The organism is Pseudomonas sp. MH9.3, assembly GCF_034354675.1.
Lineage (GTDB): Bacteria > Pseudomonadota > Gammaproteobacteria > Pseudomonadales > Pseudomonadaceae > Aquipseudomonas.
The window spans coordinates 2,497,927-2,513,633 of the sequence record NZ_CP133785.1 but is presented as its reverse complement, the minus strand read 5'-3'; the positions used below and the strand labels follow the sequence as shown (position 1 = coordinate 2,513,633).

General features: G+C 60.8%; 12 protein-coding genes and 2 tRNA genes. 6 read left to right on the top strand and 8 right to left on the bottom strand.

Annotated features, from left to right (window positions below; translation table 11 throughout):
• Window positions 1–13: 13 nt before the first annotated feature.
• The 4 genes from RHM60_RS10965 to RHM60_RS10950 all read right to left on the bottom strand — a co-directional run bounded on the left by RHM60_RS10965 (window position 14) and on the right by RHM60_RS10950 (window position 4,629).
• The gene (locus RHM60_RS10965; RefSeq protein ID WP_209984413.1) at window positions 14–1,294 is read right to left on the bottom strand and encodes a virulence factor family protein; all 1,281 of its coding nucleotides are present in this window, start codon (window positions 1,292–1,294) and stop codon (window positions 14–16) included.
• Entirely contained in the window at window positions 1,294–3,936 is a 2,643-nt protein-coding gene (gene mprF / locus RHM60_RS10960; protein WP_322214434.1) for a bifunctional lysylphosphatidylglycerol flippase/synthetase MprF, read from the bottom strand. Before mprF ends, RHM60_RS10965 begins: the two co-directional genes overlap by 1 nt.
• 279 nt (window positions 3,937–4,215) lie before the next feature.
• Window positions 4,216–4,292: transfer RNA gene (locus RHM60_RS10955), tRNA-Met, on the bottom strand.
• Window positions 4,293–4,552: 260 nt separating this feature from the next.
• Window positions 4,553–4,629: transfer RNA gene (locus RHM60_RS10950), tRNA-Met, on the bottom strand.
• Window positions 4,630–4,908: 279 nt separating this feature from the next.
• On the opposite strand from RHM60_RS10950, the gene dinB reads away from it, so the two are divergent.
• The gene (gene dinB, locus RHM60_RS10945; protein ID WP_209984412.1) at window positions 4,909–5,967 is read left to right on the top strand and encodes a DNA polymerase IV; all 1,059 of its coding nucleotides are present in this window, start codon (window positions 4,909–4,911) and stop codon (window positions 5,965–5,967) included.
• 130 nt (window positions 5,968–6,097) lie between these two features.
• Here dinB and RHM60_RS10940 read toward each other — a convergent pair whose 3' ends face one another.
• From RHM60_RS10940 to RHM60_RS10925, 4 genes are all read right to left on the bottom strand, one after another.
• Window positions 6,098–7,051 (bottom strand): hypothetical protein, encoded by a 954-nt coding sequence (locus RHM60_RS10940; RefSeq protein ID WP_003238890.1) that lies wholly within the window; start codon window positions 7,049–7,051, stop codon window positions 6,098–6,100.
• Window positions 7,052–7,071: 20 nt separating this feature from the next.
• Window positions 7,072–8,787 (bottom strand): proline--tRNA ligase, encoded by a 1,716-nt coding sequence (locus RHM60_RS10935; RefSeq protein ID WP_322214433.1) that lies wholly within the window; start codon window positions 8,785–8,787, stop codon window positions 7,072–7,074.
• 194 nt (window positions 8,788–8,981) lie between these two features.
• A complete protein-coding gene (locus RHM60_RS10930) occupies window positions 8,982–10,514 on the bottom strand; it encodes an AmpG family muropeptide MFS transporter (protein ID WP_322214432.1) in 1,533 nt (510 codons plus the stop codon).
• Between the two features lie 44 nt (window positions 10,515–10,558).
• Window positions 10,559–10,873 (bottom strand): MGMT family protein, encoded by a 315-nt coding sequence (locus RHM60_RS10925; RefSeq protein ID WP_322214598.1) that lies wholly within the window; start codon window positions 10,871–10,873, stop codon window positions 10,559–10,561.
• Window positions 10,874–11,067: 194 nt separating this feature from the next.
• Here RHM60_RS10925 and RHM60_RS10920 point away from each other — a divergent pair, with 194 nt between their 5' ends.
• The 5 genes from RHM60_RS10920 to groL all read left to right on the top strand — a co-directional run bounded on the left by RHM60_RS10920 (window position 11,068) and on the right by groL (window position 15,699).
• Window positions 11,068–12,075, top strand: coding sequence for a DUF481 domain-containing protein (locus RHM60_RS10920; RefSeq protein ID WP_322214431.1), 1,008 nt, complete (start codon window positions 11,068–11,070; stop codon window positions 12,073–12,075).
• A gap of 114 nt (window positions 12,076–12,189) precedes the next feature.
• A complete protein-coding gene (locus RHM60_RS10915; protein WP_322214430.1) occupies window positions 12,190–12,921 on the top strand; it encodes a HugZ family protein in 732 nt (243 codons plus the stop codon).
• A gap of 66 nt (window positions 12,922–12,987) precedes the next feature.
• Window positions 12,988–13,464 carry an FxsA family protein gene (locus tag RHM60_RS10910; protein WP_209984393.1) on the top strand — a complete coding sequence of 159 codons (477 nt, stop codon included), beginning with the start codon at window positions 12,988–12,990 and terminating at the stop codon, window positions 13,462–13,464.
• Window positions 13,465–13,705: 241 nt separating this feature from the next.
• Window positions 13,706–14,002, top strand: a complete 297-nt coding sequence (locus RHM60_RS10905; protein WP_003175874.1) for a co-chaperone GroES — start codon at window positions 13,706–13,708, stop codon at window positions 14,000–14,002.
• 50 nt (window positions 14,003–14,052) lie between these two features.
• Window positions 14,053–15,699: a chaperonin GroEL gene (gene groL, locus RHM60_RS10900; protein WP_057007219.1), complete on the top strand. Its 1,647-nt coding sequence runs from the start codon at window positions 14,053–14,055 to the stop codon at window positions 15,697–15,699.
• Window positions 15,700–15,707 lie beyond the last annotated feature (8 nt).

The following is a 15,707-nucleotide window of genomic DNA, read 5'->3' as shown; positions in this document are numbered from 1 at the left end:
GGGTTTTGCGTCATTACTCGGCTTTGGCCTGGTGCTTGACGATGATCTCCACCAGGCGTTTGGCCAGTGCCGGGTAGTTTTCATCAAAGTGATGCCCGCCCGGCAATTTCAACGCTTCACCCACCGCCGTCTTGTCGGTGCAGCCGCTCTCGTCGACTTCTTCGGCGCCATAGATGCACACCACTTTCTCCGGTGGCAGCTTGGCCATTTCCGGACCGGTGGCGGCCTCTTTGCCGGCGTTGCCCAGCCAGCCTTCCACTTCGATTTCAAAGCTGCCGGTGCGGGCGAATGCCAGCAGGATGATTGCATCGACCCGTTGCTGTTCGTTTTCCGGCAGGCGGTTGTAGATCGCCGGCAGTACGTCGGCGCCGAACGAATAGCCCGTCAGCACGAAGCGCTTGGTGCCCCATTTCTGCCGGTAGTGCTGCATCAGCTCGGTGAGGTCCTTGGCGCTCTGTTCCGGGCTCTTGTGCTGCCAGTAGTAGCGCAGGGTGTCGATGCCCACGACCGGGTAGCCGATCTTGGCCATTTCACCGGCCACGTCGCGGTCCAGGTCGCGCCAGCCGCCGTCACCGGAGAGGAACAGCGTGACGGTATCCTTGGCTTGACCGGCGGGCACTTCGACCACTGGGATGGCCAGACCACCGTTGTCCGAACCCACCAGTTGCTTGCGCAGTTCGTTGTTCAGCACTTGCGGGTAATGGATGTCGTAGTCGCTGATGCTGGTGGTGGCGCGCGGTGTATCGCGTACGAAGCTGGCGCTTTCATCGTCAGGGTTATCGTTCCACGCCACCAGCCAATTGCCATGGGCGGCGGTTTTCGGCAGCGGGTCCTTGCAGCCTTCCTGCACCAGGGCGAAGCCGACGGAGATGGCGTTGGCCTTGTCGTCGTTCTGAGTGGCCAGCCAGCGCCAGGCGAGGGCGGCGCCAGGGCCAATGCCGCTGACCAGGGTCGCGGGGCCCTTGAGCTGGCCCAGGGCGTTTTGCAGCGCCTGTTCCTGCAGCTTGCAATCGTCCTTGGGCAGGATCACCTGAACGATCTGCGCCTTGCCGCCCTGGCTCAGGGCGATCAACTGGCTGTCGGTGAGGGTGTCGTCCGCCGGCACGGCCACGGCCACACGGGCTTTGGCAGCGGTGGCGGGGGTCACAAGGGTCATCACCGTGCCATCGGCCTGGGGCATCTGCTCCAGCACCGGCTGCGGTGCAGGGCGGGTCCAGTACCAGAAGCCGCCACCTGCGATCAGAGCGAGCAGCACCACGATGGCCAATACATACCGCCAGGAACGTCGAATCATCAGCGTTTCACCAATCCAGTCAAGCCGCCCGCGATCAGGGCGGCGGTATCGGCCAGTGCCACCAGCGGATCAAGTCCGGCGGGCACGGCCATATAACGAGGTTCCCAGTCAGGCTGGAATTTGTCTTTGAAACGGCGCAAGCCTTGGAAGTTATACAACTGCTCGCCACGGCGGAACACCATCGAACCCAAGCGCTGGGTCAGCGGCGCGCCACGGCGCGGTTGCAGGCCCGACAACGGCACCATGCCGAGGCTGAAGCGGGCGTAGCCGTGGTTCTTATAGTGCTGGATCAAGCCGACCATCATGAATTCCATGGTCAGCTTCGGTGCGTCGGGGTGCGCGCGCATCAGGTCGAGGCTGGCCAGGTCGTGGTTGTAGGTCTCGAGCAAATTGGCGAAGGCCACCGGGCGCCCTTCGAAGCGAATGATCGCGATGCGAAAGTGCTTGAGGTAGTCGTCGCTGAAGCGTCCCAGGGAAAACCCTTTTTCGCGCACATTCTTGCCGGTCAGCCAGGCATCGGAGATGACCTTGAGCTCGTCCATCGGCGCCTGGCCCGGTTCGAAGATCTCCAGGGACAAGCCATCGCGAGTGCCGCGGTTCCAGGTGTAGCGCAGGTCCTTCATCTCCTTGCCCTTGGCTTCCAGGTCAAAGCGTTTGAGGTCGACCCGGGCTTCTTCGCCCAGCTTGATCGCGGTGAGGCCGATGTCCATGTAGTACGGCAGGTTTTCAGCGCGCACCTGATAGAACACCGGCCGTGCGTGGTGGATATCGCACAGGTCGCGGAACTGCCAGATCATTTCGGCGCGCGGCTGGGTCGGGCCGATGGGGTCGTACAAGGCCACCAGGCTGCGCCCACGACGGGCATACATGAGGAAGGCTTCGTCGTTGGGGTGGAACAGCAGGGCTTTGTCGCCGGTCAGTGCCAGGCCGCCGTCGGGTTGCGATGAGGCCATCAGGATTTGAGTGGCGCGCTCCAGTTCGTCCGGAGTCGGCAGGTGAATGATCGGGCGGGCGGTGCGCAGCAGCCAGGTCAGCGAAACGATCACCAGCAGCACCGCGGCGCCCAGCAGCGAGCGCAGGCCGCGCGGCGCGTTGGCATCGAGGGTGAACTGCCACCATAGCTGATGGCTGTAAGGCACATCCTGATAGGCAAACAGCAGCAGCCAGATCGACGCGCCCAGTACGCACACGCTGGCCACCAAGTAAAGCGGCGAGAACGGCAGCTCGGTCAGGCGGCTGGCACGGTAGAACGAGCGGCGGAAGATCGCCAGCAGCACTGCTGTCATGGTCATCAGGCTGGCTTCTTCCCAGTCGAAACCCTTGAGCAGCGAGAGCAGAGCGCCCGTCAGCAACAGCACCATGGTCAGCATCCAGGCGGCCGACAAGCGCCGACGCAGGCCCTGGGCCAGCAACAGGCAGAGCACGCCGATCAGGCTGGCGCCGAAGTGCGAGGCGTCAATCAGGCGGTGGGGAATCAGGAAGCCGATGTTTTCCAGGCGTGAGTCGATTTCGGGCGTGGCGCCGGAGAACAGCAGGACCACGCCGGACAAAAAAACCAGTACGGCCAACACTGGCGCCGCCAGCCCTGAAGCAACCCGCAGACTCTGCTGGGTCTGGAACAGGCGCTGGGCTTCATTGACCAGCAGGAACACACAGGCGATCAGCAGCGGCAGCACCACGTAGATCATGCGATACAGCAGCAACGCGGCAGCCAGGGGGGCAGCGCCGAGCTTGTCGGCAAACGCCGCCAGCAGGATCGCCTCGAACACCCCGACCCCGCCCGGTACATGGCTGAGTACGCCAGCGGCCAGGGCCAGCAGGTACACCAGCAGGAACGGGCCGAAGGGCGGCGCTTCCGGCAGCAACAGGTAAAGGACGGTGGCGGCTGCGGCCACATCCAGTGCGGTGATGATCAACTGCAGGAACGTCAGGCGACGACCCGGCAGGCGCAGGGTGCGGCGTCCGGCCCTGACCAGCAGGTTGTCCGGGTAAGGCTGTTCCGGCAGGCGACGGCGGTAGATGCCGATGCACAGCGCGGCCGACAACAGCAGCACGGCGCCGGCCACACCGCCGAGCAGGCTTTGCGGCAAATGCAGGTAGGTCGAAGCCGCCGGCAGGTTGCTCAAGGTGGCCAGGGCGGCCAGCGGTGGCAGTGCGCAGCCCAGGGCAAGGCTGGCGAACACGGTCATGTGCGCGACTTCCGAGGCGCCGACGCCGTGGCGTGCATATAAACGGTAACGCACCGATCCGCCGGAGAGCATCGACAGGCCAATCGCGTTGCCGATGGCAAAGGCGGTGAAGCCGCCGAGGGCCAGGGTCTTGGCAGGCAGCTTCACCCCGGCGTAGCGTGCGCCGGAAAACTCATAGCCCAGCAGAATGATAAAGCCGGCGACGGCCGCGCCGAACGCACCGAGCAGGGCGGGCCTGGGCACTTCCAGAATCGAATCATGAAGTGCGTAAAGGTCCAGCTCCAGCAGCAGATGCCGACAGGCGATCAGAGCGATAGCGAACAGCAGCAAGGTCACGGCCAGCCCGATGGGCTGACGGTATTTGCTCAACAGATCCAGCCAGCGCAAACGGCCGGGAGCGATCGGTTGTTCTGCTGTGACGGTCTCTTGTGGTTCAGACGAGTTGGCGCGCATCAATCACCTCGTGGATTGTGCGCGACAGGATGGAGGTATCCAGCCAAGTTACCAATCCCTATGGACAAAATAAGTACGAATATTAACGCGGAACACCGGGGGCGGCGACAGCGGCCATTGGTCGTAGAGGGTAATGCTTGAACATTGAGCATAGCGTGCAATGAGATGGACTCAACAAACCGTGGAGGGTTTCATGAAAGATGCCAGGTCATTGTTTAAGAAGAGCTTTTTCACCGCATACAAAAAAGGCCACTCTTTCGAGCAGCCTTTTCTGATGTTTGGTTGCGGGAGCCGGATTTGAACCGACGACCTTCGGGTTATGAGCCCGACGAGCTACCAGACTGCTCCATCCCGCGTCTGTGGGCGGCATTCTACAGCCCAGCGACGAGGTGTCAACCGTTAATGGGCGGATGCGGAAAATAAGTGTGATTAATCCACTCATATCGCCTAAGTGCTCGATTGAAAACACTTTTATGGAAAGCGGGGGTGTGTGGCGAGCGGGCTTGCCTCGCGCTGTACTGCCAGGCCGTCCGTTTCGAATAACGCGCGGTCCAGTTGTTGATAAAACAGGCACGCACAAAAAAGGCCACTCTTTCGAGTAGCCTTTTTTGATGTTTGGTTGCGGGAGCCGGATTTGAACCGACGACCTTCGGGTTATGAGCCCGACGAGCTACCAGACTGCTCCATCCCGCGTCTGTGTGTCGGTATTCTACAGAGGAACGCGAGTGTGTCAACCCGTAAATTGAAGAAAAGCGCTTGTGGTTCAATTGGTTAGCTCTCCATTGGGGCGCTGTGGGCCGCGCTGGGCCAGCGTGGCCGGGGCTCTAAGCTCTATCGCTGGCCCTGATTCGATTGAGAAAACACATTCATCGGGTAAATTTCCTACCGCTCAGGCGGAAGAATCAAACTACTGGTGCTATATACAGGGGTGAGTGCGATACTGGCCACCCGTTGAAATACACCCCTGTTTATATGACGCAGCGCAAAATCATCCACGTCGACTGTGATTGCTTCTACGCCGCCATCGAGATGCGCGATGACCCGAGCCTGGCGCAAAAACCGTTGGCGGTGGGTGGCTCGGCGGATCGACGCGGGGTGATCGCCACCTGCAACTATGAAGCGCGGGCCTACGGGGTGCGCTCGGCGATGTCGTCACGCCACGCCCTGAAACTGTGCCCGGACCTGACCATCGTCAAGCCGCGCATGGACGCCTATAAAGAAGCCTCGAAGGAAATCCAGACGATCTTTCGCGACTACACCGATCTGATCGAACCGTTATCGCTGGACGAAGCCTACCTCGACGTGTCCGACAGCCCGCACTTTGGCGGCAGCGCCACCCGAATCGCCCAGGACATCCGCCGCCGCGTCTCCAATCAACTGCATATCACCGTGTCCGCCGGGGTGGCGCCGAACAAGTTTCTGGCCAAAATCGCCAGTGACTGGAAAAAACCCAACGGCCTGTTTGTGATCACCCCGGACCAGATCGAAGACTTCGTCTCCCAGTTACGCGTGAGCAAACTGCACGGTGTGGGCAAGGTCACTGCCGACAAGCTTGCGCGCCTGGGAATCGAGGACTGCCTGCAACTGCGTGAGTGGAACAAGCTGGCGCTGGTGCGCGAATTCGGCAGCTTCGGTGAGCGCTTGTGGAGCCTTGCCCGTGGGATCGATGACCGTGCGGTGCACAATGACAGTCGGCGGCAGTCCATCAGCGTGGAAAATACCTTTGATACGGACCTTCCCGATCTTGCCAGTTGCCTGGCCAAACTGCCCGAACTGATGGAAACCCTGGCCGGGCGCATGGCGCGCATCGACAGCAGCTACCGCGCGGGCAAGCCGTTCGTGAAGGTGAAGTTTCATGACTTTACCCAGACAACCCTGGAGCAGGCCGGGGCAGGGCGGGACCTGGAAAGTTATCAACAGCTGATGACGCAGGCGTTCAATCGTGGGGGCAAGCCAGTGCGGTTGTTGGGGATTGGGGTGCGGTTGCTCGACCTCAGCAATGGCAATGAACAGTTGGAATTCTCCTGGTAGAAACCCGGAGCAAACTGTAGGAGGGGGCTTGCTCCCGATTACGGTGGGTCAGCTATATATAAGCTGACTGATCCACCGCTATCGGGAGCAAGCCCCCTCCCACATTTAGATTTACAGCGTTTGCGAAAACTCAGCGAGCGCCTGGATCCGCCACCAGCCGCCCCGCCTCCTTGGTCAGCGCCTGCAGAAACTCCTGCTGCAACTCCGGATCATTGCGGGTCAGTTCGATCAGGCTCTGCTCCAGCTCACTGGCCTCTTCTTCCAGGCCCAGTTCCGACAGGCGCTTGACCCGGTGCACCCACTGGCTCACTTCGTCATCTTCCAGGTCGTCGAAAATCAACCCGTGGGCTTCCAGCAACTTGCCGCGCAGGCCGCTGCTGACCGCCAGGGAAGCATCCGAATGCACATCGTCCTGGCCATCCTGCACGCTGATCAGCAGGGTGGTGATGTGGTTCAGGTCCTGCTCGGCGAACGGGCTGTCCAACAGGTTCAGGCGCAGCACGCCATTGCGGTCGGTGGTCAGCTCGTGGGTCTGTCTGCCGGCGGTGACCTGCACCGGGCGCTCGCTCCACGGCAGGCTCGAATACTCCAGGCGCTTGTCGCGCTGGACTTCATCGATGCCGGCGAGGTTTTGCTGCGCACGGCCATGGGATTGCACGTTCATGAACGGGTTGAGCCCGTCCACGCCGTAGATCAGCCAGTCGTGGGTCATGCTGTCAGGCAGGTTGCCGAGGGCGAAGATGTTCGCCACGTTGGCGCCCGCGCCCGCCACCAGGGCGACCGCGCCCAGGGGCATCTCATAGAGTTTGCGCCAGGGCTGGTAGGGCGTGTAGCGGTCGTAACGGCGGGTGACTTCGAACTCGGTGACTTCGAAGGTCTTCTGTTCGTGAATGCGAACCCGGCGCTGCGGCAGCTCCAGCACTTTGGGCTCGCCTACATCGATCTGCAGGCTGTGATCGAGCAATTTGCGCTCGACCCGCTCCTCGTGCTCACTGCGTTGTGACATCTGGTTGGCGCAGCCGCTGACCAGCAGGGCGCCGCACAAGGCGGCGCCCCCCAGGGCTCTGGTGTTTCGCTTGAACATGACTTCTCTTGATCTGGTTTTCAGCGACGAATACGCGCCTGAAGGAAAGACAGCACGTCAGCCACCGGCAACGGTTGGGCTTCGGCTTCGGTCCGGCTCTTGTATTCCAGATTGCCATCGGCCAGGCCGCGGTCACTGACCACGATCCGGTGCGGGATGCCAATCAGTTCCATGTCGGCGAACTTGATGCCCGGGCTGGTCTTCTTGTCCCGATCATCCAGCAGCACTTCGAAACCGGCGGCCGTGAGTTCGGCATACAGTTTGTCGGTGGCTTCGCGTACTTGCTCGGTTTCATAGCGCAGCGGCACCAGGGCAACCTGGAACGGCGCCAGGGCGTCACTCCAGATGATGCCCTTGTCGTCGTTGTTCTGCTCGATGGCAGCCGCCACCACGCGGGAAATCCCGATGCCGTAGCAGCCCATTTCCAGGGTGATCGGCTTGCCGTTCTCGCCCAGCACTTCGCACTTCATCGCCTTGCTGTACTTGTTGCCCAGCTGGAAGATGTGCCCGACTTCGATGCCGCGCTTGATTTCCAGGGTGCCCTTGCCATCCGGGCTCGGGTCGCCGGCCACCACGTTGCGCAGATCGGCCACGGTCGGAACCGGCAGGTCACGTTCCCAGTTCACGCCGAAGTAGTGCTTGTCGTCGATGTTGGCGCCGATGGCGAAGTCGCTCATCAGTGCAACGGAACGATCGATGATGATTGGCAGCGGCAGGTTCAGCGGGCCGAGGGAACCGGCGCCGGCACCAATGGCGTCGCGCAGTTCGGCATCGGTGGCCATCACCAGCGGGCTGGCCACGCCAGGTTGCTGGGCAGCCTTGATTTCGTTGAGCTCGTGGTCGCCACGGATCACCAGGGCGATCAGCTTGCCTTCTTCCTCGGCACGCACGATCAGGGTCTTGATGGTCTTTTCAATCGGCAGATTGAATTTTTCCACCAGGGCCGCGATGGTCTTGGTCTCGGGCGTATCCACCAGGCGCAGCTCTTGCTCCGCCGCCGGGCGCGAGGTTTCCCGTGGCACGGCTTCGGCTTTCTCGATGTTCGCCGCGTAATCGGAACCGTTGCTGAAGGCGATATCGTCTTCACCGGATTCAGCCAGTACGTGGAACTCGTGGGAGCCGGCGCCGCCGATGGAGCCGTTGTCCGCTTCAACCGGGCGGAATTTCAGGCCCAGGCGCGTGAACACGTTGCAATAGGCCTGGTGCATGCGGTCATAGGTGACCTGCAGCGAGGCCTGGTCGGCGTGGAACGAATACGAGTCCTTCATGATGAATTCACGGCCGCGCATCAAGCCGAAGCGCGGGCGGATTTCGTCACGGAATTTGGTCTGGATCTGATACAGGTTCAGCGGCAGCTGCTTGTAGCTGCTCAGCTCGTTGCGCATCAGGTCGGTGATCACTTCTTCGTGGGTCGGGCCGGCGCAGAAATCGCGGCCGTGACGGTCCTTGAAGCGCAGCAGCTCAGGGCCGTACTCTTCCCAGCGCCCGGATTCCTGCCACAGCTCAGCCGGTTGGGTGCTCGGCATCAACACTTCCAGAGAGCCGGCGGCGTTCATCTCTTCGCGAACGATGGCCTCGACCTTGCGCATCACCTTCAAGCCCATGGGCAGCCAGGTGTACAGGCCCGAGGCCAGTTTGCGGATCATGCCGGCGCGCAGCATCAGCTGATGGCTGATCACAACCGCGTCGGAAGGCGTTTCTTTCTGTGTGGCGAGCAAATATTGACTGGTACGCATGGTAGGCCGTTGTCGGTTGCTTGGACTTGAAATGACTTGGGATTGTACGGGCGCTTGCTGCCGGAGTACAGGCATCAGAACTGAAGGGATTCAGGTGGGCGCTGGCTTGCCTGCGATGGCGTCAACGCGGCGTGCCTGATGTACCGAGGTGTCTGCATCGCAGGCAAGCCCGCTCCCACATTGATCGAGGCGTGTCACTCTTCGGCGGGAGGATTCAACCGCGCCCGCTGATTTTCCTGATACCAGTGCAGCGCAATCAGCAGCAGCGTCGGCACCCCCAGCATGCAGGTGATCAGGAAGAAACTGTGATAGCCGAACTTCTCCACCATCACGCCCGAGTACCCGCCGATCAGGCGTGGCAGCAGCAGCATGATCGAGCTGAGCAGGGCGTATTGGGTGGCGGAGAACTTCAGGTTGGTCAGGCTCGACAGGTAGGCCACGAACGCCGAGGTCGCCAGGCCCGAACTGAAGTTATCCAGCGAGATGGTGAAGATCAGCATCTGCAGGTCGGGGCCCATGTCGGCGAGCATCACGAACAGCAGGTTGGTAGCGGCCGAGGCCACGCCGCCGATGAACAGGATCGGCAGGATGCCGAACCGCACAATCAGCAGCCCGCCCATGCCGGCGCCGAGCAGCGTCATGATCAGGCCGAAGATCTTGCTGACGCCAGCAATCTGGTCCTTGGTGAAGCCCTGGTCGATGTAGAACACGTTGGCCATTACGCCCATCACGGTATCCGACATGCGATAGGTGGCGATCAGCCCGAGCAGCAGTAATGCCTGCCAGCGGTAGCGCAGGATAAAGTCGTTGACCGGCGTGAGCACCGGCGCCAGGCCTCGGCGGCCCATGGCCGACAGGCACAGTGCAGTCAGGGTGATGTAGAGAATGGCGCGCAGGAAGGCGCGGTCTTCCATCAGCAATTGCCACAGGCTTACGCCCTGGAACAGCACGCTGGCGAAATCGGTGTTGTACAACTGGGTGAACATCGCCGGCACCGACACCAGCAGCACGATCAACACAAAGACCGAGACCAGTTGATGCGCAAAACTGTAGCGCCCCGCCTGCAACTGCGTGCGCAGCGGTACGTTGGGTTCACGCATGAACAGGGTGGTCAGCAGCGCCGGCACCATCAGCGCGCCGAACAGCACGTAGGTGCCGGTCCACGCCGAATGCTTATAGTTGAAACCCGTTGAGCCGAAACCCTCGGCAAAGAACAGCGCGCCTGCGGTGGCGAGCAGAGCAGCAATGCGATAACCGGACATATAGCTGGCAGCCAGGGCGGCCTGGCGGCTGTCGTCGGCGATTTCCAGGCGATAGGCATCCACCGCGATATCCTGGGTGGCCGATGCAAACGCCACCACCACCGCAATCGCGATCAGCCACGACAAATGTTTTTGCGGGTCGCAAAAGCCCATGCCGATCAATCCGAGGATCACCAGCGATTGGGCCAGGACCAGCCAGGAGCGACGACGTCCGAGTTTGCCGAGCAGTGGCAGGCGCCATTGGTCGAGCAGCGGCGACCAGACCCATTTAAAGGCATACGCCAGGCCGATCAGGCTCGCATAGCCGATGGTCTCACGGGCCACTCCGGCCTCGCGCAGCCACACCGACAGCGTTGAAAACACCAACATGTAAGGCAGGCCGGCGGCAAAGCCAAGCAACAACAGGACAAGCGTCGAAGGGCTGGCATAGGCGGCGAGCGCGGCGCGCCAGGTTTTACGGGGCATGGGCTGGAGTCTGCCTCAGATTCACGGGAAACAAAGCGCGCACTCTAACCGCTGTGCTCTACCGGGCGCCAGCCATGGCGCTGAATATCCACACGATTGTTGTGCACCGTGACGCCCTCAGCGCGTAATCGCGCGCGTTGCTCGTCGCCCGAGGCGCTGCCTGCCGGCAAGCTTATCCGACCACCGGCACCCAGCACCCGATGCCAGGGCAGGCGCGTGTCGCCCGGCAACTGGCTGAGGGTGCGCCCCACCCAGCGTGCAGCGCGGCCCAGCCCTGCCAGGTGCGCCAGTTCGCCATAACTCACCACGCGGCCTTCGGGAACTTGCGCCAGAGTCAGGTATAACGCCGTGCGACGCATGTCGGCGGGGCTTTGCGGGGTGTCGGCAGCTTGATTCACTGTGGGCCTATCCGTTGAGATCGTCTGTCTGTTTGTAAGAAACGTCTGTAAAAATAAGGGCATTGGTTGAACTGAACATTCATACTTGAGTCAGTGCTAGCTATCTAACACGATAACCGTCCTTTTTTCGCCAACCCTGAGCCCCGAATCCGCTTATGTTGTCCAGAACCCTGCTGTGCCTCGCTATTTTCAGCGCCTCAACCCCCGTGCTCGCCGATACCGTCTGGTTGAAGAACGGTGACCGCCTGACGGGCAAGATCAAGGTCTTCGATGGCGGCAAACTGCTGATCCAGACCAGCTATGGCGGCGCCATTCCGGTGGACTGGAAACAGGTGAAAACCCTGGAAAGCGACCAGGAACTGCTGGTCAAACAGGACGCCTACAGCGGTGAGAAGGCCAAGTCCCTGAAGCCTGCGGATGACGGCAAAGTGATACTGGCCAATGGCGAAGCGCCCAAGACCGTCGAGCTGGCAAGCATCCAGCAGATCCTCAAGCCCAAGCCTGTGATCCAGGACCTGGTGTGGAAAGGCAACGTCGACATGGCCCTGGACTACAAGCGCGCCGAACGGGACACCAACGACTACGACATCGATTTCAAGACCACTGCGCGCCATGGCCAATGGCGTCATACCGGGCAGGGCGAATACAACCGCGAGTTTCAGGACGATGTCACCACCACCGATAACTGGGCCCTGGAATACGACCTGGACCGCTTCATCACCGAACACTGGTTCTGGCAGGGTCGCCTGACCTACAAGCGCGACAAGGTTGAAGAGCTGGCGCGCCAACGCACCGTCGGTACCGGCCCGGGCTATCAGTTCTGGGATGACGAACTGGGCGCGTTCTCTCTCGGCTCGCTGGTCAACCGCACCGATTACGAATATGCCAACGGCGGCAAGGACAACTTCTACTCCCTGGCCATGAAGTGGAACTACAACCGCTACCTGATTGGCAAGACTGTGGAGTTCTTCACCAACGGCGAATTGGGCAAGCCGATCGACGCACCGGCCGACTACTCGCTGGATGCGGAAGTCGGTCTGCGCTACAAGGTCACCGAATGGGCGTCGCTCAACCTCAAGGCCGAACGCGATGTGGTCAGCGGTGAAGAGCAAAGCGACTTGAGCAAAACTCGCTACACCGCAGGCTTTGGCGTGGCCTGGTAATAAAGTCGAGCACACTGCGGGATCGTTGCTGGCAACCGGCGCGTAGATTGATTACCTTGTGTTGAGATCCATTCCCATAAACCATGGGCAGCGGAATACATGAGGAGTCATACGTTGAGCGCGCAGGTTGCCAAAAATGCCCGAGAGCTGTTGCTCAAGGAATACCGTGGGGCTCTCTCCACCCTGTCCAAAGCCATGCCCGGCTTTCCGTTCGGCTCGGTCGTGCCGTATTGCCTGGACGAGCAGGGCCGGCCGTTGATCCTCATCAGCCGGATTGCCCAACACACCCATAACCTGCAAAAAGACCCCAAGTGCTCGCTGCTGGTGGGTGAGCGCGAGGCGGATGATGTGCAGGCCGTGGGGCGTCTGACTTACCTCGGCGAAGCCGAAAAGCTCGAAGACGCCGCTGCCATCGAGGCCGCCGCCGAGCGCTATTACCGCTACTTCCCTGATTCTGCCAACTATCACAAGGCCCACGATTTCGACTTCTGGGTACTCAAGCCGGTGCGCCACCGTTATATCGGCGGGTTCGGCGCGATTCACTGGGTCGACCAACTGACCCTGGCCAATCCGTTCGCCGGCAAGACCGAACGCAGCATGATCGAGCACATGAACAGCGATCACGCCAAGGCCATTGCCCACTACGTGCAACTGGGCGACTTGCCGACCCGCGAGCCCGCGCAATTGGCCGGCATCGACAGCGAAGGCCTGCACCTGCGTATCGGCCAATCGCTGCACTGGTTGCCGTTTGCAACGCCTTGCAACACGCCGACACAAGTGCGCGAGGCCCTGGTTTCACTGGCCCATGCCCAGGCCTGGCCGAAAAAAGAGCCTGCCAGCGCTTGAATTCACACAATTGCGACGTCATCTAGGGTGGACTGGCAAGGCATTCTTGCGTTGAGGAACCATTTGATGCGCCCTTTTTTATTGCTCTTTCTGCTGTTCCCGGTGTTGGAGCTGTTCGTCTTCGTTCAAGTCAGCAGCGCAATCGGGTTTTTCCCGGCCCTGTTGCTGATCATTCTCGGCTCGATGCTCGGCGTACTGGTGCTGCGCGTCGCCGGCCTGGCCACGGCGCTGCGCGCCCGTGAAAGCCTGAACCGCGGCGAACTGCCGGCCCAGACCATGCTGGAAGGCCTGATGATGGCCCTGGCGGGCGGCCTGTTGATCCTTCCCGGCTTCATCAGTGATGCAGTCGGCCTGGTGATGCTGCTGCCGTTCACTCGCAAACGTCTGGCCGGCAAGATGCGCCAGCGTGCCGAAGAGGCTGCGATGCGCCAACGCGCGTTCGCCGACGACCTGCAACCCCGAGGTGGCCCGGCACCGCGCCAGCCTCTTGGGCGTGAAGGCGACGTGATCGAAGGCGAGTTCGAACACCGCGACAACAAATAACGCTTCACTGACACGGCACCCTCGGGTGCCGTGTTGCTTTGGGCCGCAGATGCAAAAAAACCGTCTCGGCCCCTTGTAATAAGCTTATGCGCCCTTATGTATCGGTCACCGAAAGGTTTTCTGGTGGCAACGCCAGACAGACTTCCGCGTCTTGCCTGGCGAGACGCGACCGGCATAGCCGGATTACAACCCGCCGGTACTGATACCGGCCGATGAAAAACACAATTAGGAGAGATCGACAATGAGCAAGCTTCGTCCTCTGCACGACCGCGTCGTAATCCGTCGCAGCGAAGAAGAAAAGAAAACCGCTGGCGGTATCGTTCTGCCAGGTTCGGCTGCTGAAAAAGCCAACCACGGTGTGATCGTCGCTGCAGGCCCAGGCAAGACTCTGGAAAACGGTGACGTCCGTGCGCTGGCCGTTAAAGTCGGTGACAAGGTTGTATTTGGCCCTTACTCGGGCAGCAACACTGTGAAAGTCGACGGCGAAGACCTGCTGGTTATGGCTGAGAACGAGATTCTCGCTGTTCTGGAAGACTGATTTCCCCGCTCATTTTCCCGTTACTACAAAGTATTTAAGGAATATCGATCATGGCTGCTAAAGAAGTTAAATTCGGCGATTCCGCCCGCAAAAAAATGCTCACCGGTGTCAACGTCCTGGCTGACGCAGTAAAAGCGACCCTGGGCCCTAAAGGCCGTAACGTGATCATCGAGAAGAGCTTCGGCGCTCCGACCATCACCAAGGACGGCGTTTCCGTCGCCAAGGAAATCGAGCTCGAAGACCGTTTCGAAAACATGGGCGCGCAGCTGGTCAAAGACGTTGCCTCCCGTGCCAACGATGACGCAGGCGACGGCACCACCACCGCTACCGTGCTGGCTCAGGCAATCGTCAACGAAGGCTACAAGGCCGTCGCTGCCGGCATGAACCCGATGGACCTCAAGCGCGGCATCGACAAGGCGACCATCGCCGTTGTTGCCGAGCTGAAAAACCTGTCCAAGCCATGCGCTGACACCAAGGCTATCGCTCAGGTCGGTACCATTTCCGCCAACTCCGACAGCTCCATCGGCGACATCATTGCCGAAGCCATGGAAAAAGTCGGTAAAGAAGGCGTGATCACCGTTGAAGAAGGCAGCGGCCTGGAAAACGAACTGTCGGTTGTAGAAGGCATGCAGTTCGACCGTGGCTACCTGTCCCCGTACTTCGTCAACAAGCCTGAGACCATGGTTGCCGAGCTGGACAGCCCGCTGATCCTGCTGGTCGACAAAAAAATCTCCAACATCCGCGAAATGCTGCCGGTGCTGGAAGCTGTTGCCAAAGCCGGCCGTCCGCTGCTGATCGTTTCCGAAGACGTTGAAGGCGAAGCCCTGGCGACGCTGGTCGTGAACAACATGCGCGGTATCGTTAAAGTTGCCGCCGTCAAGGCGCCGGGCTTCGGTGACCGTCGCAAGGCCATGCTGCAGGACATCGCCGTATTGACCGGCGGTACCGTTATCTCCGAAGAGATCGGCCTGAGCCTGGAAAGCGCCACCCTGGAAAACCTGGGCAGCGCCAAGCGCGTGACCATCTCCAAGGAAAACACCATCATCGTTGACGGTGCTGGCGTTGAAGGCGACATCCAGTCGCGTATCAACCAGATCCGTGCCCAGGTTGCCGAAACTTCCTCGGACTACGACCGTGAAAAACTGCAGGAACGTCTGGCCAAGCTGTCCGGCGGCGTTGCAGTGATCAAGGTTGGCGCTGGCTCCGAAGTTGAAATGAAAGAGAAGAAAGCCCGCGTTGAAGACGCCCTGCACGCAACCCGCGCAGCCGTCGAAGAAGGCGTGGTACCTGGCGGTGGCGTTGCGCTGATCCGTGCTCTGGAAGCGCTGACCAACCTGACCGGCGACAACGCTGACCAGAACGTCGGTATTGCGGTACTGCGTCGCGCTGTTGAAGCACCGCTGCGCCAGATCGCTGCCAACTCCGGCGACGAGCCAAGCGTTGTGGTCAACGAAGTCAAGAACGGCAAAGGTAACTACGGTTACAACGCTGCAACTGGCGTCTACGGCGACATGATCGAAATGGGCATCCTGGATCCTACCAAGGTGACCCGTTCGGCATTGCAGGCAGCAGCCTCCATCGGTGGTCTGATCCTGACCACCGAAGCCGCCATTGCTGACAAGCCGAAGGCTGAAGGCTCGGCTGGCGGCGGTATGCCAGACATGGGCGGCATGGGTGGCATGGGCGGCATGATGTAAGCCAGCCT